The organism is Oceanobacter sp. ABM4_470, assembly GCF_056158645.1.
Map to the genome: position 1 here is coordinate 619722 of NZ_JBSWTR010000001.1, position 19674 is coordinate 639395.

17 protein-coding genes and 1 tRNA gene are annotated in these 19674 nt (G+C 55.8%); 8 read left to right on the forward strand and 10 right to left on the reverse strand.

Annotated elements, in window-relative coordinates; genetic code table 11:
* Complete coding sequence (locus ACXADJ_RS02700) at positions 1-321, reverse strand: YbjQ family protein (protein WP_475062780.1); 321 nt, start codon at positions 319-321, stop codon at positions 1-3.
* 118 nt (positions 322-439) lie between these two features.
* On the opposite strand from ACXADJ_RS02700, the gene ACXADJ_RS02705 reads away from it, so the two are divergent.
* The 3 genes from ACXADJ_RS02705 to ACXADJ_RS02715 are packed head-to-tail and all read left to right on the forward strand — an operon-like array spanning position 440 to position 2934.
* On the forward strand, positions 440-1720 hold the full coding sequence (locus ACXADJ_RS02705; protein WP_475062782.1) for a hypothetical protein: 1281 nt from the start codon (positions 440-442) through the stop codon (positions 1718-1720).
* Complete coding sequence (locus ACXADJ_RS02710) at positions 1713-2432, forward strand: OmpA/MotB family protein (protein WP_475062784.1); 720 nt, start codon at positions 1713-1715, stop codon at positions 2430-2432. The genes ACXADJ_RS02705 and ACXADJ_RS02710 overlap by 8 nt, the downstream gene beginning before the upstream one ends.
* A 1-nt stretch (position 2433) precedes the next feature.
* Entirely contained in the window at positions 2434-2934 is a 501-nt protein-coding gene (locus ACXADJ_RS02715) for a hypothetical protein (protein ID WP_475062786.1), read from the forward strand.
* Between the two features lie 2 nt (positions 2935-2936).
* On the opposite strand, the gene ACXADJ_RS02720 is transcribed toward ACXADJ_RS02715, so the two are convergent.
* Complete coding sequence (locus tag ACXADJ_RS02720) at positions 2937-3572, reverse strand: hypothetical protein (protein ID WP_475062788.1); 636 nt, start codon at positions 3570-3572, stop codon at positions 2937-2939.
* Positions 3573-3861: 289 nt separating this feature from the next.
* Here ACXADJ_RS02720 and ACXADJ_RS02725 point away from each other — a divergent pair, with 289 nt between their 5' ends.
* Both ACXADJ_RS02725 and ACXADJ_RS02730 read left to right on the forward strand, forming a co-directional pair.
* The gene (locus tag ACXADJ_RS02725; protein WP_475062790.1) at positions 3862-5346 is read left to right on the forward strand and encodes an aminotransferase-like domain-containing protein; all 1485 of its coding nucleotides are present in this window, start codon (positions 3862-3864) and stop codon (positions 5344-5346) included.
* Between the two features lie 494 nt (positions 5347-5840).
* Positions 5841-8972, forward strand: a complete 3132-nt coding sequence (locus tag ACXADJ_RS02730; protein ID WP_475062793.1) for a bifunctional diguanylate cyclase/phosphodiesterase — start codon at positions 5841-5843, stop codon at positions 8970-8972.
* A gap of 96 nt (positions 8973-9068) precedes the next feature.
* Here ACXADJ_RS02730 and ACXADJ_RS02735 read toward each other — a convergent pair whose 3' ends face one another.
* From ACXADJ_RS02735 to ACXADJ_RS02750, 4 genes are all read right to left on the reverse strand, one after another.
* On the reverse strand, positions 9069-10832 hold the full coding sequence (locus ACXADJ_RS02735; RefSeq protein ID WP_475062795.1) for a subtype B tannase: 1764 nt from the start codon (positions 10830-10832) through the stop codon (positions 9069-9071).
* 679 nt (positions 10833-11511) lie between these two features.
* Positions 11512-11587, reverse strand: a tRNA-Arg gene (locus ACXADJ_RS02740).
* 72 nt (positions 11588-11659) lie between these two features.
* Positions 11660-13126 (reverse strand): heavy metal sensor histidine kinase, encoded by a 1467-nt coding sequence (locus ACXADJ_RS02745; RefSeq protein WP_475062797.1) that lies wholly within the window; start codon positions 13124-13126, stop codon positions 11660-11662.
* Complete coding sequence (locus tag ACXADJ_RS02750; RefSeq protein ID WP_475062799.1) at positions 13116-13793, reverse strand: heavy metal response regulator transcription factor; 678 nt, start codon at positions 13791-13793, stop codon at positions 13116-13118. The genes ACXADJ_RS02745 and ACXADJ_RS02750 overlap by 11 nt, the downstream gene beginning before the upstream one ends.
* 172 nt (positions 13794-13965) lie before the next feature.
* Between ACXADJ_RS02750 and ACXADJ_RS02755 the strand changes: the two genes are divergently transcribed.
* The 3 genes from ACXADJ_RS02755 (at position 13966) to ACXADJ_RS02765 (ending at position 17129) form a co-directional block, all read left to right on the forward strand.
* Positions 13966-15747, forward strand: a complete 1782-nt coding sequence (locus ACXADJ_RS02755) for a copper resistance system multicopper oxidase (protein ID WP_475062801.1) — start codon at positions 13966-13968, stop codon at positions 15745-15747.
* Positions 15748-15869: 122 nt separating this feature from the next.
* Positions 15870-16697: a copper resistance protein B gene (locus ACXADJ_RS02760; protein ID WP_475062804.1), complete on the forward strand. Its 828-nt coding sequence runs from the start codon at positions 15870-15872 to the stop codon at positions 16695-16697.
* Positions 16698-16814: 117 nt separating this feature from the next.
* The gene (locus tag ACXADJ_RS02765) at positions 16815-17129 is read left to right on the forward strand and encodes a hypothetical protein (protein ID WP_475062807.1); all 315 of its coding nucleotides are present in this window, start codon (positions 16815-16817) and stop codon (positions 17127-17129) included.
* A 4-nt stretch (positions 17130-17133) separates the two neighbouring features.
* On the opposite strand, the gene ACXADJ_RS02770 is transcribed toward ACXADJ_RS02765, so the two are convergent.
* The 4 genes from ACXADJ_RS02770 to flgA form a co-directional block, all read right to left on the reverse strand.
* Complete coding sequence (locus ACXADJ_RS02770) at positions 17134-17919, reverse strand: flagellar brake protein (RefSeq protein WP_475062809.1); 786 nt, start codon at positions 17917-17919, stop codon at positions 17134-17136.
* Positions 17920-17942: 23 nt separating this feature from the next.
* The gene (gene flgN / locus ACXADJ_RS02775) at positions 17943-18443 is read right to left on the reverse strand and encodes a flagellar export chaperone FlgN (RefSeq protein ID WP_028294528.1); all 501 of its coding nucleotides are present in this window, start codon (positions 18441-18443) and stop codon (positions 17943-17945) included.
* Between the two features lie 14 nt (positions 18444-18457).
* Positions 18458-18772, reverse strand: coding sequence for a flagellar biosynthesis anti-sigma factor FlgM (gene flgM, locus ACXADJ_RS02780; protein WP_028294527.1), 315 nt, complete (start codon positions 18770-18772; stop codon positions 18458-18460).
* 158 nt (positions 18773-18930) lie between these two features.
* Positions 18931-19599 carry a flagellar basal body P-ring formation chaperone FlgA gene (gene flgA / locus ACXADJ_RS02785; RefSeq protein ID WP_475062815.1) on the reverse strand — a complete coding sequence of 223 codons (669 nt, stop codon included), beginning with the start codon at positions 19597-19599 and terminating at the stop codon, positions 18931-18933.
* Positions 19600-19674 lie beyond the last annotated feature (75 nt).

The window sequence follows — 19674 nt, forward strand, 5'->3', positions numbered from 1 at the left end:
TTAGCGATCCTCGATGATCACTGCGCTGCCATACACAAACAGCTCAGAGGCACCGGCGGCAATGGAAGAGGTAGAAAAGCGGACGTTGACGACGGCGTTGGCACCCAGTGAACGGGCCTGCTCCTGCATGCGCGCCAACGCTTCATCGCGGGACTCGGTGAGCAGCTCGGTGTAGCTGCTGAGTTCGCCACCAAAGATGTTTTTCAAACCGGCCATGATGTCTTTACCGGCGTGTTTGGCGCGCACTGTACTGCCTTGTACCAGACCCAGGTGCTGGGTAATGCGTTTGCCAGGGACGACTTCCATATTGCTGATGAGCATGATGTTTCCTTTTTTGCATGCCTGATTTTATTGATAAGAATACTATCGCTATTGCCCGGCGCAAAAAAGTCAGCATGGACTAGACTCATACAAAATCACCGAATGCATGAGTTGTCCCATGATGGAATCCCTGTCTGGCTGGACCCTGCTGTTGATGGCCGCCATTGGCCTGTTAACGGTAGGTTTTCACTTCTGGCGGTTCAGTGGCAAAACCCTGGATGTTGCCCCCAATATTCTGACCTCGCTGGGTATCTTCGGTACCTTTCTGGGGGTTGCGTTAGGTTTGTCCGAGTTTGATACGACGGACATTCAGGCCAGTGTACCCACCCTGATGGAAGGCCTGAAAACCGCGTTCTGGTCGTCCATTGTCGGCTTGCTGGGAGCGCTCAGTATCAAGGTGCGCGGCGCGTTCGGTCAGTTGACCGCGCCGACCGGAAAGCAGCAGGGGGCGACCATCAGTGACCTGCTGGAATCCCTCGACAAGATGAAGCTGTCGCTGACAGAAATGAACCAACTGGCCCGCGATAACAATGCCGCCGCGGCCATCAGTGCCTTCCAGACTGCCGCCAGCAGTCAGGGGGAGCGCCAGCACAAGGCCTTGATGCAGGAGCTGGAGCAAATCAATCACTCGCTGGAGCACTATCAGGAGCGCATGGCAGAAGCCAACGCCAAGGCGCTGGTTGAGGCCATTGAGCGAGTGATGACCGAGTTCAACACCAAAATCAACGAACAGTACGGTGATAACTTCAAGCGCTTGAACGAGTCTGTGATTTCCATGCTGGACTGGCAAAAACAGTACAAGGCGCAGATTACCGAGCTGATTGATGAACAGCAGCGCAGCACCGAGTCGATGAAGTCGGCGGTTGAGTCGTTTGAATACATGGTGCGCCACGCCGATGCCTTTAACGGCATATCGGCCTCGTTGGAAGAATTGCTGACGGCGATGGAAACCCAGCGTGACAGTTTGCAACAGCAACTGGGTAGCCTGGCCGGTTTGATTACCAGTGCCGCTGATGGCTTGCCTCAGCTTGAGCAGCGAGTGTTGGGTCTGACTCAGGGCATGGCCGATGCGGTTGAAAAACAGCAAAGCTGGCTTAGCAGTGAGCTGAGCGAATCCCAGACCAAGCTGCAAAACCAGTGGCAGCAGCAACTGGCCAGCACTCAGGAAAACCTGCAAAACCAGCAACAACAGAGTCTCTACCAGCTGCAAAAACTGGGCGAGCGCGTCGAGCGTCAGTTTGTGGTGCTGGACGAGTCCCTCGAAGCGGAGCTGAACAAGTCGCTGAAATCGCTGGGTGTTCAACTCAGCGCCTTGTCCGAGAAATTTGTTTCCGACTACAGCCCGCTGACTGACAAACTGCAACGTCTGGTGCAAACCGCGGAGCGCGTGCATGAGTGATCAAAGCAGCCTGCTGGATGGCCAGCCAGCGCCGGAAGGTGAAGCCCACTGGTTGTCGGTAGCCGACCTGATGGCCGGGCTGATGATGGTCTTCATGTTGGTGTCGATGGTGTTTATGGTCAACGTCGAAACTGAGCGTAACAAGGTGCGCGACGTCGCCATTCTGTACGACCAGTTACGCACCCAGTTGTACAAGGATTTGCAAACCGAGTTCACCGACGACATGGCCCGCTGGGGCGCTGAGCTGGACGAAGACCTGGCGTTTCGTTTTAACAACACCGATGTGCTGTTCGACAAGGGCGATGCCGACCTGAAGCCTGAATTTCAGCAGATACTGGCAGACTTTTTCCCGCGCTATATTCGCATCATTACCGGTGAATCCTACCGCGAAGACATTCTGGAAGTGCGTATTGAAGGCCATACCTCATCGGGCTGGTTCGGCGCCAAAAACGAAGACGAAGCCTACATTCGCAACATGGAACTGTCGCAGGAACGTACCCGTTCGACACTGGCTTACGTGCTGGAGTTGTCGTCTGTGGAGCAGGACAAAAACTGGCTGAAAACCCACCTGACCGCCAACGGCCTGTCATCGGCCAAGCCGGTCCGCGACCAACAAGGCGACGAAGTGGCGGAAGGCTCACGCCGGGTTGAATTTCGGGTGCGTACCGATGCCGAAGGCCGCATCGCCACCATTCTTGACAAGGTGCTGTAGCGTGAAGCTGGTGGACTTTTCCGAGCAGCCCGAGTGGCTACAACTGAGACAAGCCATGGGCGCGGCAGACACTGGCTCGTTCGAGCTGTACGACCCTGAGCGGCACTTGAGTCATCAGGAACTGAAAGTCCTGGCAGAGCAGGGGCTGGTGATTCCAGCCAGCCGTTTGTTACTGCTGAAAGACCGCACATTGGCGCACAAGAATCGACGCGTATGGGTTCGGCAAACGGGAGTTGAATACCCTCAGTGGCATGTTTCCAGTTGTCACGAGGTCGATCAGTGGCGGCATAAGAACGTCGACGTACTGGCGAGCATATCGACCCAGGAGCCGCAACTGGCGGATGGCAAAACGTCGGGCATTTGTATGGCCTGTCTGGCCGAGATGGGCTATCAGGGGATCGACAGCCGCCGCATTCGGCGGGTCGATTTTGCCGAGCAGGTGAAAGCAGAATTCAGTCTGGCGGCCTTCTTTGCAGAATACCCGCCAGACTGGTCAGCATAGGCTTAGCGTGCGGTACGACGACGGCTACGAGCCCATACACACTGCCAGATAACGGCGTGGGCAATGCCCGTTAGTGCCATAGCGACAGCATCAATACCCGAGGCACTGTGCACACCGTCAATGGCAGCGGCATCCATTCCCAGCGAGTGACCAAACAGCAGCGCACACAGCGGCAGGGACACCACAAACTGCCATGCCACCATGGCATCGGTACGGCGGAACAACAGCAGTTGGCTACCCAACTGATAAACCGTCAGAGCAACCACCAATGACAGCAGGGCCCAGCCCAGCGACAGTTCTGTCACCGCATTCAGAGTGGCAAACGGCAGCAGCAGGGTGGCCAGCACGCTGGTGATGCCGATCCACGGCCAGTTAGCCGACGACGGAAAATCCCAGCCGCGTACCGACAACCACAGCATGGCCAGCACACCGGTCATGGCACTGGAGCCAAACGCCAGGGTATGACTGGAAAACTGCTCCAGCGCCAACCAGCCAGACGCCACCATCACCATCGCAGCGGCGATTGCGCCGGTAATCAGAATACCCAGTGTCAGCGTGCGCTTGTTGGTATCAATGGCCGCTTTACTCTCGATATTGCGGTCAGAAACGGGTAATTGAGCGGTAAGCGAATGTGTCATGGCGCCCTCCTGTGAGCGAATGATCATGGGACGATCACAGTATCCAACAGCGCAACTGTTGCGGTTAGCGGCAGAATCAAGGGGAAATACCAGTACAGAATGACGTAACAGTTAACTGAACTGGCCAAAAAGCAACAAACTGTACTGGTCATGCTTCAAGCCCCGGGCGTATGCTGTTGACATACTTTTCAACCACTCAGGACAGCCGTTACGGCGCGGTTCTTTTATTGCGGGACACCCCCTCAATACAGAGCCCGACGCTGACCCTTTTGTTATTCAGGACACCCTCATGCTGGAACGTACATTGGAAAAACCGCTTTACCTTCAACTGGCCGATAGCCTTGCCGCTGACATTCAGTCTGGCGTGTTTCCGGTCGGCCACAAGATTCCCAGTGTCCGTAAAATGAGTGCCCAGAAAGGCGTCAGCATTTCCACGGTGTCGCAGGCGTACGCCTGGCTGGAAGATCAGGGCTGGTTACAGGCTCGGCCGCAATCCGGTTATTACGTGCGCTCGGCATTTGCCGCCAACGACCCGGAAGGCGAGCCTCGGCTGCCAGTGTCTGAACCGGAGAAAACCCCCACCAAAGTCACCAAGGTCGATCTGATTACCGAGCTGTTGGACGAGTTGAAGACGCCCGGCATGGTGAACCTTGGGGCAACGATTCCTGAAGATTCGCTGATGCCTCAGCGGCAGTTGCAGCAGCACATTCAGAAGGCGGCGCGTTATCACATTGATGAAGTGTTGCAGTACCAGTTTTCGCCGGGGTATCCGGCCTTGCGGCAGCAGCTGGCGGTGCGCATGCGCGATGCCGGCGTGCACTGTGGCGCCAGCGAAATCGTGGTAACGCACGGTTGCGTTGAAGCGCTGACCCTGTGTTTGCGCGCCACCACCAAGCCAGGCGACCTGCTGGCGGTCGAGTCACCGTGTTATTACGGCTTTTTGCAGCTGGCCGAATTGTTGGGCCTGAAGGTGTTGGAAATACCGACCGACCCGCAAACCGGCATGAGCGTAGAAGCGCTGGAGCTGGCGCTGAGCCAGTGGCCGATCAAGGTCGTGCTGTTGACGGCACGCTTTTCCAACCCGCACGGTTCGATTATTCCGGTGGCACGACAGAAGCAATTGGTGTCGTTGGCCCGCCGTTACGACATTGATTTGCTGGAAGACGATATTTACGGCGAGTTGGCATTTATTGGCGATAAAGGGCCAAACAGCGCCCGCGCCGCAGACGGTGCTTTTTCGGCTCTGAAAGCCTGGGACACCGATGGCCGGGTGATGTATTGCAGCTCGTTCTCGAAAACCCTGTCGGCCGGTTTGCGGTTGGGCTGGTGTTTGCCGGGGCGGCACTTCAAACAAGTGGTTAAAGAACAGACTTTCACCACTTTCTCGGCCAGTACCTTGTCACAATATGCGGTGCAGTCGTATTTGCAGCACGGCCACTACGACCGTCATTTACGTAAGTTGCGGCAGGTTATCACCGAAAACTTCGCCCGTTTCAAGTTGGAGATTCGCCGTTTCTTCCCGGAAGAAACCCTGATCTCATGCCCCAACGGCGGCTACTGCTTATGGATTCAGCTGCCTGACGGCATCGACTCGACCAAGCTCTACCACCTGGCTCGTGAGCGTTCCATTACCGTGGTGCCGGGCAGTCTGTTCTCTAACAGCGATCGTTTTGACCACTACCTGCGTCTTAACATTGCAGTGCCCTGGAACGACAAGCTGGAAGAAGCCTTGCGCACCCTGGGTCAGCTGGTGCATCAGGGGACATCTATTTAATCCTGCACGGCTCTGCGCGAGTGTTGCCGTTGTTCAGTGCAAGGCGACGGATGCAGCGAAATGACGAACCTGTCCGGTCGAGTCTTTTCAAGTTCGTCAACACCGCACTGGGCGGCGGCAACCCGCGCCCTGCGGGGGCTGCCGGATGATCTCGACTCTGTGTCGCCGACTTTTGACTTGACCCGTCAGGCCTGCAAGTCGGCTTCGTGATTCGAAACCACCCGGTAGCCCAGAGTGAGCACCGGATTAAATAGATGTCCCCATCGGTCAAAGCGAATAAAACAAAGCTACAAAGTTACATAGCCAAGCCCAAAACCAGCGCCTGCCAGTTGTGACTGGCAGGTGGACTTCCTCTCTCCCTGTTCTTTACTGCAAGGATGACCCTTCGGGGCTCTATTGATCGCTCTGACAGTTTCAAGCTGTTGTGAGCTTGCTAGGAGAGCCCCACAAGACTCCCGGCATCTTGCCGAAGGACAGGGACGATGAGGACGTTTATGACATTGCGCAAACAGATGGTCGTCGCGGTTGTTAGCTTGATCGCTGTAGGTGCACTCAGTAGCTGGACCATTGGTCGTTTGCAGCTGCATCAGGAAGCTCAGGAACTGGTATCCCGTGAGCACGCTCAGGTGCTGAGCATGTCGGCGCGGTTTGAAGGTTACCTGCAAGGGGCGGTCAACATTCTGGAGTCGCTGTCGGGGGAAGCCAGATTTTCGGCCGCTCTGGCCGATCCTCACCCCGAGCCACTGGTAGCGCCCATGCTACGCGAGATCATTAACCGACATCCGGAGTTTCATCAGGTGCGCTGGCTCGACGAAAGCGGCCGAGAGCAAGTCCGCTTGCAGCGCTTTGGTCGCGAGGTGTTGTCCCTGCCCGATGGCGAGCTACAAGACAAATCATCGCGTTATTATTTCTCTGAGACTATCCAGTTACTGCGCGGCCAGGTGTATTTTTCGGACATCGACCTGAACATGGAAAACGGCCGTGTAGAACAGCCTTTCCGGCCGATGGTGCGGCTTGCCATGCGGGTGTTCGACAACAATGGCGTCGCCCGTGGCATTGTCGTCATTAACCAGCAAATCGACCCCTTGCAAATCAACCCGGACACGCCGGAATCCGTCTCTACAGGTCTGGTGCTGAACGCCAGCGGTGATTATTTACGTGGCTTCAGCAGCGAGCAGGAGTGGGGCTTTATGTTCGACCAGCCGCAGCGGCTGGGGCAGAGCCACCCGGATGCCTGGGAAACCATCTGGATGCAAAACGATGGCTTACTGGAGCGCGACAACCTGTGGACCTGGTCGACCGTGGCTCTGGCGAATGCCGCCAACGCACCTCGGGTAAAACTGGTGCGGTTTGTATCGGCCGAGACCCTGACAGCCATGCAATGGCAAATCTGCCGTTCTATTTTGATGGTCAGCGCACCGGTGACATTGCTGTTGTGTTTATTGGCAATGGCGCTGCTGCACTCCCGTCATCATCATCGTCAAACCAGTGCCCGACTGGAAATTTCGGAACGTTTGCGACAAATGACCAGCGACCTGCTGAAGGTACGAGCACGGGCGCAAAACCTGGTGGAAAGCAGCATCAACGGCATTCTGATTGTTGATAATCACGGCGTAATCGTACTGGCTAACCCGGCGCTGAACAGCATGTTCGGGTATCACGAAGGTGAGCTGGTGGGGCAACAAGTGGAAGTGCTGATTCCTGAGCATGGGCGCAAGGCGCATCAGCGAATGCGGCACGATTACTTGCAGCAGCCGTCGCGACTGTCGATCGTTAACGACCGCCACGTGTACGGCAGGCACAAGCAGGGCCACAAGATCCCACTTGAAATCAGCCTGAGCCCGGTGGACATGGACGGCGAGCTGGAAGTTTCGGCAACCGTCATGGACATCAGCCAGCGCCTGCACAGTGAAAAAGAACTGCGTAACTTTGCCCGAGCCTTTCAGGACTCAGGCGAAGCCATGGTCATTACCGACACCGAGTACTGCATCGAGCATGTGAACCAGACGTTTCTGGACCTGACCGGCTTTGACCGCAACGACATCATTGGTCAGGGAGCCAGTATCTTCCTGGGCGGCTCGGAAGAGCAGCGCGACCACTTCAAGGTCGAGAAAGGGGACGAACGCTGGACCGGCGAGCACTTTGCCAAACGCAAGAATGGCGAGCTGTTTCCAATTCGGTTGTCGGTTAGCCATGTTGAGGACGACAGCGTTGGTATGCATTCGCCGATGGCGTCCTGTCATTGTTTGTATTCGTTTATCGATATATCCGACATCAAGGCCAACCAGCGCAAGCTGGAGCAGCTAGCCCATCACGATACCCTGACAGGCTTGCCTAACCGGGTGCTGTTTGCCGAGTCGGTTGAGCAAGCGATTGCCCGGGCTCAGCGGCGTCGCATGCGCTTCGCCATGCTGTTTATCGACCTCGACAACTTCAAATACGTCAATGATGGTCTGGGTCACCATGCAGGGGATCAGCTGTTGATCAAGGTATCGGAATTAATCCGTACCGAGCTGCGTCGTGAAGACCTGGTGGCCCGCTTGGGCGGTGATGAATTTGTGGTGCTGTTGCAAGATATTCACGATGTCGATGATGTCATTCGCCTGACCGACAAACTGCTCGACAAGCTCGACGTGCCTTTCAACATTAAAGCCGAAACCGTGCGGGTCACCGCCAGTGCTGGGATCTGCATTTATCCGGACGACGGCGAAGATTACGAAACCCTGCTGCGGAAAGCCGACGGTGCCATGTATCAGGCCAAGGACGCGGGCAAAAACACCCACTGCTTCAGCAGTGACGACGTTAGCCAGCACTCCGCCAAGTTGCTGAAACTCGATTATGAACTGCACCGTGCCATTCAGAACCGTGAGCTATTCCTCAGCTATCAGCCGCAAATCGACCTGAGCACCGGTAAACTGTGCGGGGTTGAAGCGCTGGTGCGCTGGCGTCACCCGGAACTGGGTGTGGTGCCTCCGGGGGACTTCTTGCCGGTGGCCGAAAAAACCGGCTTGCTGGCTTCGCTGGAACATTGGGTGTTACGCACAGCGTGTGAACAAGCCAAGAGCTGGCGCGATCGCGATATCCGCTTTGGACGCGTGGCCATTAATCTCTCTGGCACCCGCCTGGAAAAAGGTCAGTTTGCTTCTGAAGTGATTGATATTCTGCGAGACACGGGCTGTGAAGGCGCCGACATTGAGCTGGAAATTACCGAAGACTTTATTATGCAGCGGGCCAACTCGGCTCTGGAAGAACTGCAGGAGCTGCGCAGTCGTGGCATCACGTTGGCCATTGATGACTTCGGCACCGGGTATTCGTCGCTGGCGTATTTGCGCCGCTTGCCGGTGGACAAACTCAAGATCGACAAGTCGTTCATTACCGAACTGGCGGAAGACAGTGGCAGCGAGCAAATTGTGATGGCGGTGATTGCGTTGGGCAAAAGCCTCGATTTGACCGTGACGGCCGAAGGGGTAGAAACCCTGAAACAGTCTGAAATCCTGCGCCGCAAAGGCTGCGACACGGTGCAGGGCTACTACTACGACAAACCCTTGTTCCCACAAGACTTTGAGAACAAATACTACCCGTCGGTGATTCCATTTCGTGGCCGCCAAAACGGTCAGGGCCAATAAATGGCACTGACCGTCCATAGCTATACCGTCCAAAACCTGACCGTACAAAACTGAGCCGGGCGGCGCCCAGCTCAGTTTTGCTCTTGCGCAGACGACTCACTCCGCGCTGTTGGCCGTAGCCAGGGTATCAGCGATCCAGCTGAAGGCCTCTTGCACATCGTAGTTACCGGAATGCGGTACCAGGTATGGCAAGGCGAAGTTCACATTTTCCACTGAATCGTCGTTGCGAATCGCCTGATACAGCAGAGTCTGCATGGCGTAGGCGGTATCGCGGTCGACCATGCCGTGGCGAACGTACCAGTTCGGTGCGCTGTCGGCGTCGCTGCCGAGATACTCGAGTGGGTTGATCAGTTTCAACTGGGTGGCCAGCTCTTCGCCATAGCTGCTGCTCAGGTATTCATCCCAGTCCATACCGGTGTCGTCCGGACCAGAGCCGTCAGCCAGGACTTCGTTGTTATTCCAGGTCCACTCCATGTAATTGGAGTATTCGTAGTTTTCGTTACCAAACAGGTTGGTTTCACCACTGACGTTCGGGTTACCAGTCACCGCCGCCGCATCAAATGCCACGACGGTTTTGAGTGAAATGGACGATGTTACAAAAGAGAGGAATTTCTCCAGATCGATACTGGCAACCGTTGCTGTAGTGCCACTGCCTTCCAGAGTCAGCCAGTCGTTTGGCAGCGTGTAGGTTGTACCGCGCTGGGTGACTTCGAAGTTCTCGCCAAATGCCGGAACGTCTGTACCTGCGGCAATCTGGCGTTCAATTTCTTCGGTCAGGAAAGCGATGGTTTGATCGTTTAGGCCATCTGCGGTCAGAGCTGTGCCATCTTCCAATGTCAGCCCCAGATGTTCGACATAATCCGGAAACAGTGCGGCAATGGCGGCGGAGGCTGCCGGTTGCGGCCCTTCCGAATAGGAAACGTCGTTCAGTGCGCCGGTATTGTCATCGCTGCGAATGGCGTTGTATTGCCACTCGTAACCAGCATCGGCATTACCAAGGTTGTTAATCGGGCAATAGGCTACCGCGGCAAATACATCGTCGTTGATGGTGCTGGCCAAGGTATCATCAGCGCCGGTGACACCAGCTGCGCCGATGGCACTGAGGAACGGAAGGTAATCGGCGCTGTTACCGCTGGCTGCAACCGCAGAGGTCAAACCACCGCCGCCACTGGTGCCGTTGACCACAATACGCTCGGCAGAGCCTGGCATAGTGGCGTCGTTCAGGCGCAAATAACGAATCGCGGCTTTGGCATCCACCACAGGGGCTGGCGCCTTGCCCACCCAGCTGCCATCAACACCCAGAGCGCCGCGGCTACGAGTCCCCACATTAACGACCACATAACCGGCCTTGAGCGCCGCGCCAATATTATCGCTATCGGACGTGCTGCTGAATTCAGCCCCTTCCTCGATGCTGGTTTCTGCCGGACTGTTGTACCAGCCGCTGTTCACAACAGCGAAGTAGAGCGCGGTATCCTGATCTTCGACTGAGCTTTCCGGCACTGATACATACATGGTCTGGAAAGTGTAAGGGTCGGTAGCGCTGTTCCAGCTTCCAAATCGATAGTAACTGGCAACTTCTACCGGATTGGCGACATACACAATCTTGTACTGGCGTACGGCCACGCTTTCGCCGTCGAGTACCACGTTTACGGTGGTGTAATCGGTGGCATCAAACGCCAGTGCAGTGTCTTCCACATCGGCGACTACCGAACTGGTATTGTCATTGTCGTCATCACTACCGCACCCCATCAACAGGGAAGCAGACATCACCGCAACCGCCAAAGGCTTGGCAAATGCAAACGGATTTGAGGAACGGATGGAGGACAAGGCCCCCAACAGGTTGGTATTGGACTGAGTCATTGCAGGCTCCAGCGAAGTTATCTTTGTTGTTATTAAAATGCGCAGTCAGCGTCGAAGACCGACCGCTAACGAGGATCGCCGCTGGAGCAGAACGGCGTATCGACCACTGCATCCGGCAGGCTTATCACCTTTTCGATGCTAGAAAAGCCCGCCGACAGAAAACAGCCTGCCAAACCAAAACGAATCGTTATCAATTTTGAAACGTAAAGACCGCCACCTGCCGCCACTGAACCGGCCTGACAAACCCCTGTGACTTATTGACGATACTGACAAGCCTGGCCTGAAATGCGCCACACAAACGCAACCATACGCGCCAGTGCACCGCAGAAAGTGATTGCCTGTTTCCCTAACTGAAAAATAGCCGTGGTGAATTGCTTAAAAAGTAGAGGGTGTTCAGGTCCCGAAAAGCCGGGAAATTAATAACGCGAGACAAAAACTTATGGCCGGAACTGCATGGAGCGCCAGAACAGCGGTGATGTAATGGGTGTTCAGCCGGACCGTGGTGTGAAAGTGGACCGAGTGTGCTGCTGGAAAGCGACGGATGCTTGAGGGCTTGTCGCTGGAAGTAGGATGTAATAGCCGAAGGCGTATTACATTTACCTGCTCGTTATATTGCACGCATCTGCTTGCGCAATCTGGTCAGCCGAAGGGGCGTGGGATAGTACAGAAATCGATGTAATGGCCTCCCCACAGGGACTCGAACCCCGATCGTCCGCTTAGGAGGCGGATGCTCTATCCTGTTGAGCTATAGGGAGTGGAAGAGAGGGCGCGTATGGTACTGAATTCCAGCGCGCTTGGCCAACGGGCATGAAGCTTTGTTGGTGTTTTTATGATCCTGTACGGTTTTGGTGTGAGGCTTCCGGGCTGGCATCCGGGATTGTGTCTGTGGCAGGCAGTGTGATGCTGAAGTGGTTTTCGTGGTCAGCACTTTGGGCCGCGACGCTGCCGTGATGCAGTTGCACGATGGATTTGCAGATGGCCAGTCCGAGGCCGGTGCTTTCGTTGCCTGTGCTGCGGTGGCGTGATGGGTCGGCGCGATAGAATCGCTCGAACAGGTGTTCAAGGTGCTGGCTGGGGATGGCGTTGCCGGGGTTGCTGACGGTCAGTGTTACGCCGGTTGGGGTATTGGCCAGTGTGACGGTAATTCGGCTTTGCTCGGCGGTGTGGCGGATGGCGTTGGAGATCAGGTTGCTGATGGCTCGGCGCAGCATATTGCGGTCACCTTGCACGTTGCGGGCTTCACCCTTCAAATGCAGCTCGATGGCACGTTCGTCGGCCAGCAGTTCAAAGAATTCAAACAGGTCTTCGACTTCTTCTTGCAGGTTTATCCGGCTGGTTTGCAGGGCTTGCTGGTGGTTGTCTGCTTTGGCCAGCCACAGCATGTCAGACACCATGCGGGCCAGCCGCTCCTGTTCTTCCAGGCTTGAATAAAGCAGCTCCTGATAACTGTCCAGGTCTCTGGGTTGCGCCAGCATTACCTGAGTTTGGGTGATGAGGTTGGTCAGTGGCGTTCGCAGTTCGTGGGCGATGTCGGCGGAGAAGTTTGACAGCCGTTCGAAGCCGTCTTCCAGTTGCGTCATCATGGTATTGAACGACTCAATTAACGGCACCAGTTCGCTGGGGCAATGTTCCGCCGACAGTCGCTGTTGCAATTGGCCGGGCTGAATCTGGCGAATGTAGTCGCCCACCTTGCGCAGCGGCGCATGTCCCTGTCGGATGCCCAGCCATACTGCGAGTAACGTTAGCCCGCCCATGGCGGCGGCAATCAGCCACAGCTGGTGGTTGAATCCGTCCATAAAGTGGCGATGGAAGGCCATGTCGGCGGCCAGTATCAGCTGGTAGTGATGGGCGTTTGGAGCTTGTCCGGTGCTGAGCGTGAGTACGGCGCCACGATAATGCTGTTGGTCGTGCTGCCACTGAATCAGGGTGTTGGCGTTGATGTGCTCGCTGCCCGACTGCTGCAGAACCCATTCGGGCAGGGCAAAGTTGGGGCTGCTGTGCAGCAAGGTGCCATTGTCTATTAGCTGTACCTTGATGCCGTGCTGGGCCTGCACTTGATCGAGCTGTTCCAGCAGTTCAGTTCGGCCGTGTTGGCTTTGGCTGCCAAGCAGTTCGGCGACCAGCGCCAGCTGCATGGCGTCTTGTTCGACGAAGTGGTCTCGAATGGATTGCTGTACCAGCATGACCAGGCTGATCAGGCCAATACCAATGGCCAATGCCGCATACAAGGTAACGCGCCGTTGCAAGGACAGCGGTCGTTTACGGGAGCGGCTGCACAGGGGTTCAGTTGTCATCGTCGTCCAGCCGATAGCCCATGCCGCGTACGGTATGGATCAGTTTGGGTTCAAATGGGTCGTCGATCTTGCGGCGCAGGCGGCGGATGGCAACGTCGATGACGTTGGTGTCGCTGTCGAAGTTCATGTCCCACACCTGTGACGCGATCAACGACCGTGGCAGCACTTCGCCTTTACGACTGGCAAGCAGTTCCAGCAAGGCAAACTCGCGATTGGTGAGGGAAATTTTCTGGCCAGCGCGAATGGCTTGCCGTTTGATGATGTCGATTTGCAGGTCGGCCACCGCCAGTGACTCCTGTACCGGACGGTTACCGCGTCGCAGCAGGCTACGTACTCGCGCCAACAATTCCGCAAACGCAAACGGCTTGACTAGGTAATCATCGGCGCCCAGTTCCAGCCCTTTGACGCGGTCTTCCACCTGATCCCGTGCGGTCAGAAACAGTATTGCGGTCTGGTTACCCGCCTCACGCAGTGACTGACAGATTTTCCAGCCGTCGACGTCTGGCAGCATCACATCCAGCAGAACCAGATCGAACGTTTCGGTCATGGCCAGATGATGGCCATCGAGGCCGTTACGCGCCAACACCACATTGAATCCGGCTTCGCTTAGGCCCTGATGCAGGTAATCGCCGGTTTTGGTTTCGTCTTCTACGATCAATAGCCGCATAAGGGTCTCCATGATGAGACTGCGATTGTAGCCGACCGGATAGGGTCTGCGACATGACGGCAACATGACGATTTTGTCATCTTGAGGTCATCGGCAGGTCAGATGTGTTTTTCGACAATGAGGCATTCATCAGGCGTCGTTGTTGGACGCATGGCTTCAAAAGGAGAACGGAATGAGCAGTTGGCAGATGCCCGGGTTGTCTCGTCGTCGATTTGTGCAGGGGCTGGTTGGTGGTGCTGCGCTGGCAGCGACCACGGCGAGTTATGGCGCCAAGGCAGATACACCTTCACACTTGTCTAACGGTAGTCAGGTTCTGAGTGGCAAGGTGTTTAACCTCGAAGTGTCAGAGACGCAGGTTAACTTCACTGGCGTTCGTCGTACAGCGACTGTCATTAACGGCTCCTTACCAGCGCCGACGCTGGTTTGGCAGGAAGGCGAAACAGTCACCATTCGTGTCACCAACAAACTCAGCGTGCCAACGTCGATTCATTGGCACGGCATTATTTTGCCGTATCAGATGGACGGTGTGCCGGGCATCAGTTTCAAGGGCATTGCCCCCGGTGAAACCTTCACGTATCGCTTTAAGGTCGAGCAAAGCGGCACTTACTGGTATCACTCCCATTCCGGCTTTCAGGAAATCACGGGTATGTACGGTGCCATTATCGTTAAGCCGAAAGCTGTCGACCCGATCAGTTATGACCGTGAAATCCCATTGCTGCTGTCTGACTGGACCGACGATGATCCGATGGCGGTGTTTGGCAAGCTGAAGGCTCATGCGGATTTCATGAATTACAGCCAGCCAACGGCGCCAGAGTTCTGGGCTGATGTGCGTCAGTACGGCCTGCAAGGGGCAATGAACAAGCGTCAGATGTGGAATGAGATGCGCATGAGCCCGACCGATCTGGCGGATACCTCCTCAGCGGCTTTTACCTATTTGATGAATGGTGTCACGCCTGCCAGCAACTGGACCGGCCTGTTCAAGCCGGGTGAGCGGGTGCGTCTGCGCTGCATTAATGGCTCGTCAAACACCTTTTATGACGTGCGTATTCCGGGCTTGAAGCTGACCGTGGTGGAAGCCGATGGCCAGCGGGTTGAGCCGGTTACGGTGGATGAATTCCGTTTTGGCCCGGGCCAAACCTACGATGTGATTGTGCAGCCGGCGGACCAGCCATACACCATCTTTGCCCAGAATATGGGGCGCAGTGGCTATGCACGCGGCACGCTGGCTCCGGTATTGGGTATGTCTGCGCCGGTACCGGCGATGGATAAGCCGGAATGGCTGACGATGACCGATATGATGGGGGATATGGGCGGCATGCACTCTGGCGTGGCCAGTGGTTCTGGCAATCATGCCGGAATGAGCCATCAGGGCATGAACCACGGTGCTATGAACCACGGAGACATGCATCATCAGGGCATAAAACAGCCGACTCATACCGTCAATCACGCCCGTTCGGAATATGGCCCAAGCGTCGATATGCGGGTCGATACCCCGCGTACCAATCTGGATGATCCGGGCATTGGTTTGCGCAATAACGGCCGCCGGGTACTGACTTTGGCGGATCTGCATACACCAGGCGGTCCAATGGATCATCGCCTGCCGGAACGCGAAATCGAGCTGCACCTGACCGGTAATATGGAGCGCTACAGCTGGTCGTTTGATGGTCTGGAATTTGGCGATTCGACTCCGGTGCATTTCCGTTATGGCGAGCGCCTGCGAGTGATTTTGCACAACGACACCATGATGACTCATCCAATGCATATGCACGGTATGTGGAGCGAGCTGGAGAATGACCGTGGCGAGTTTCTGGCACGGTTGCACACCATTCCGGTACAGCCTGCCCAGCGCATCAGCTTTCAGGTAACGGCGGATGCTCTGGGTCGCTGGGCCTGGCATTGCCACCTGTTATTCCATATGGACGCCGGTATGTTCCGGGAGGTAGTCGTATCATGAAACTGACGATGAAAAAGACACCGTTGGTAGTGGCTGTGCTTTCGGTTATGAGTGCGACGGCTGGGTCTGTCTTGGCAGATGACGCTGTGTCTATGGATCACTCTGGAATGGATCACTCTGGAATGAATCATTCGCAGATGAATCATCCTGTAACGGGCCACGAAGGAATGGGCCATGACAGCATGAACCACGGCGAGATGAACCATGATATGTCTGGAATGCAAGGCGGCTCTGCACCGGCTAACGCCCGCGATCCTCATGCCTATTCCGGTGGTTACACCCTGACATCGGGTCCTTATGCCATGGAAGGTCCTCGTCAATTGGTACTGGCTGATGAACATTGGTTCTCGTCGCTGTCACTGGAGCAGCTGGGTATCAGTCGCAGCGGTGACGAAACCAGCAAGGTCGCTGAAGGTGAATACTGGATGGGTACGACCTGGGATCGTCTGGTACTGAGCTTTGACATCGACCGTTTGAACGGCGAAACCGAAGCCGAGCTGGGCGGCTATTGGCGCCATGCCATCACCGCGTTCTGGAATACCCAGTTGGGCGTTAAACACGAGCGGGGCGAAGACGATTCCCGCAACTGGGTCGGGGTGGGCTTTCAGGGGCTGGCGCCTTACTGGTTTGAATCCGAAGCCATGCTGTTCGTTGGTGAGCAGGGCGTGACCATGCTGGAGTTGAGCGCCGAATACGAGATCCTGCTAACCCAGCGCTGGATCATCGCCGTTGAAGCCGATGCCAATCTGGCGGGTAAGAATGATCCGGAAGGAGAGTTTGCCAGTGGCCTGGTATCTACCTCTGTGGCACCGCGTTTACGGTATGAAATCAGCCGTCAGTTTGCGCCCTATGTTGGTGTGCAGCGCAGCCACTGGTACGGCGATTCCGCTGACTTGCAGGAATCCCCAGCCGAAACAGCCTGGCAAGCTGGTGTTCGGTTGTGGTTTTAAATCCGTCTTTGGCAGTAAAACACCGAGTTGGTACGGCCCGTTTGCAGCACAGACCTGCTGTAAGCGGGCTGCTACCATGTTGGTATGCCGCTGTTTATCTCATCATGGGGAGTTCTAATGAAAACACAGCAATCATTAACCCGGCCTGCCGTGGCTATGCTGGTTACTCTGTTTGGCGCGGTTGTTAGCCTGAGCAGTCACACTGCGTGGGCTCATGGCGATAGCCACAAGGGGCTGGAAGACGAGTGGTATATGAATATTGAAAGTGTTGAGGACCTGGAGTCTGATCACCATGACCACACGGAGTCGAAGTCAGTTGCGAAAAGCGCATCCGGGGATCATCATTCGCAAGCCCAGCACTCGGAACAGGCTAGCCAGCAGCACCACAAGTCCGATGGTTCGGGTAGTCCGTCGTCAGAAGAACCGCAATAAGCGTTTATAAACCCGCTGACCCTGTCCCGGCCTCTGATTCGGCGTTGGCCTGATGGCGCTCTTCCCACTGGAAGTCGGCAATCAGTTTGCGAATGTAGCGTTGGGCATTGGACGACACCCGTGAAAAGACAAATCCGGCGCGGGTATTACCATCGTTATCTATGATCAGGTGACGCACTTCCAGGCCACAATCCATATGGTGCTGCTCGTTGAAGCGGATGGTCGCAGCGGCAATCGGGTTTAGCGCTTGCAGCTCATTCTTCAGGTCGCCACTGAACAGCGCTTTAAAGCCGGATTCCGACAGGTCGAGCAAACGCCCGCGGTGCTTGGGTACCACCAGCTCCGGGTCGGAGTGGTCAACTTCCGGAATTTCAATTAACACCTTATGGGCTGTGGGAATATTCACTCGGTACGCGCCGCGGCGCTGTACATATTCCAACGAGCTGGGGAACTCGCCCCGATAGCGGTTGGCATTCTTCATATAACGCAGACGGCCATCGGCTTCGAAGCGAATTTGCACGCCACGGCTTTCGCAAAACACACGAAAGCGTTTGCCCTGATGCAGCAACTGATTGCCTTCGGTGGGAATCAGGGCACTCATAAAGAAGCTGCGGGATTTCAGGTCGACATCGGAAAATCGGGTGCGAAATTGGGTACTTGAGCCATCAATCATAATCTCGACGTCTTTTTCCATCAGCACCAGCGCCCGCAATGCGCCATAGATGTCGGCGGTGTTGGTTAACTGGCTGTTTGGCGTATCTGGCTCAAAAGAGGCCGAGGCGTGTCCCATGAAATGCTCCTGCGTGTGGTTCTTCAGGCGGAGATGTAGCCGCCGCCGGTTCCACCCAGCTGACTTTGTCCCTGCTTATTATAAAGAATAGTCGACTGTTGCTTTTTGCCACGCAGAATTTCCAGCCGTTGTTGAACCCGGCGGCGATTTTTCAAAACAATATCCGACAGCCGGGCCGACAAGGTTCGGTTGCGCTCGTACCAGGCGGCAAGTTGTTGCCACAGGGAGCGAATGTCGGCGTGGTGTTGAATGGTGGGGTGCTGAAGAAAGGCTTCGGCCAATGGCAATTGGTGCTCGTTGAGCCATTGCAGCCGTTCGTTGGCCAGTTGGCTCAGGTGTTGAAGGCTGGCTGATTTGCGCCGCGCAGCGGCCTGCAGGGCTTCGGCATTGGGGTGACGCAGCAGGGTGAGTTCATCGGTCAGACGATGATGCAACAAACGGGCGTGGGCCAGCTCGGCCAGAATCAATGCACGCAGTTGTCCCGTTTGTTGGTCGTTCAATGGCAGGTTTGGGGTCTTGGACATGGCAAGTTACCGAATCAGTTGAGGCCTCCCTCAAAGTCCAGCATTTTTCCTGCCAACCTATCGTAATCGATTTTGTACTCACCGCTGTCGATAGCGCTGCGAATGCGTTCGACGGTGGCGTCATTGACTTCCGGCATTGAGCTGATTTCAGCTTCAATCTGCTGGATGGTTTTACCGCTGGCACTCAGTTTTACCTGATCGCTATAGCCGCTGTCAGAGCTGCCCGCTTGTTTGGCGCTGTCGGCACTGGTTGCGTCGGTCGCATCGTTGCTCCGCGCTGTTGAACGAGTGCTGTTGTCCACACCGCCCGTAAGCTTGTTAATGTTCATGTTGAAGTCTCCAAACCATTGCATTGAATGTACCCCTGCTATGAGTGTATCGGCCAGCCCTTCACCGACTTTAGAAAATATTTTAAAAATTTTTGCCGATCGTTTATTTGCTGCTATCACGCGTGCAGGCAGGTGTGTTGAGGCGGTGGCGAGGGTCCCTAACGCACTTCCACTTCGCCCGGCCCAACAACAGTTGCTGACACGACCTTTCCTGAACGCAAATTCCGTACCCGAAGCGATTTTCCCATGCGGCCACTGCCCAGCGCCTCAGCACGGGACTCGATCCTGATGGGCCCACGAACTACCAATACCCGGACATGCTGACCACGCTCGATCACCTGTGCAGGCCGCATCATATCGGGCGACAGCACCGTGCCCTGGCGCAGGTTGCGACGGAATTCCATGTGCTCCAGCTGGTTAGCATCTAGCACATAGCCCTGGGTTAAATCGCCCAGGTCCTGTTCGGCAAAATGGATACTGGCGGCGTCGATTGGTTCGCCGGAGTTGACGGTGCGCGTCAGAATTGCGACGGGTTGCATCACATGCAACTGCACAGCGACAAATTGTTGCCACCAGGGTGAACGGCACACCAGTTCGACGCCGTTTCGACCCGGTTGGATGGGGCGTGTCAGAGAGGTTTCTATTTCTCCCTGGCAGCCTGGTAGCTGATAAGAAGCGCTGATGGAGGGCAGGCTGATACTGGCCTGTGCGCTATCGCCGCCAATAGCCTGCCACTGCTTTAGCAATGTCTGCTGCAACGTCTGTTGCCAGCCTGCGTGTGCCCAAACAGGCAGTGCCAACAGAAACAATACAAATATCCTACCCATGTTCCAGTTCTCTACTATGCTGATTAATGACTGATTTGAAACGTCATGATTCTGGCGATTAACCAGCGTGAGTGA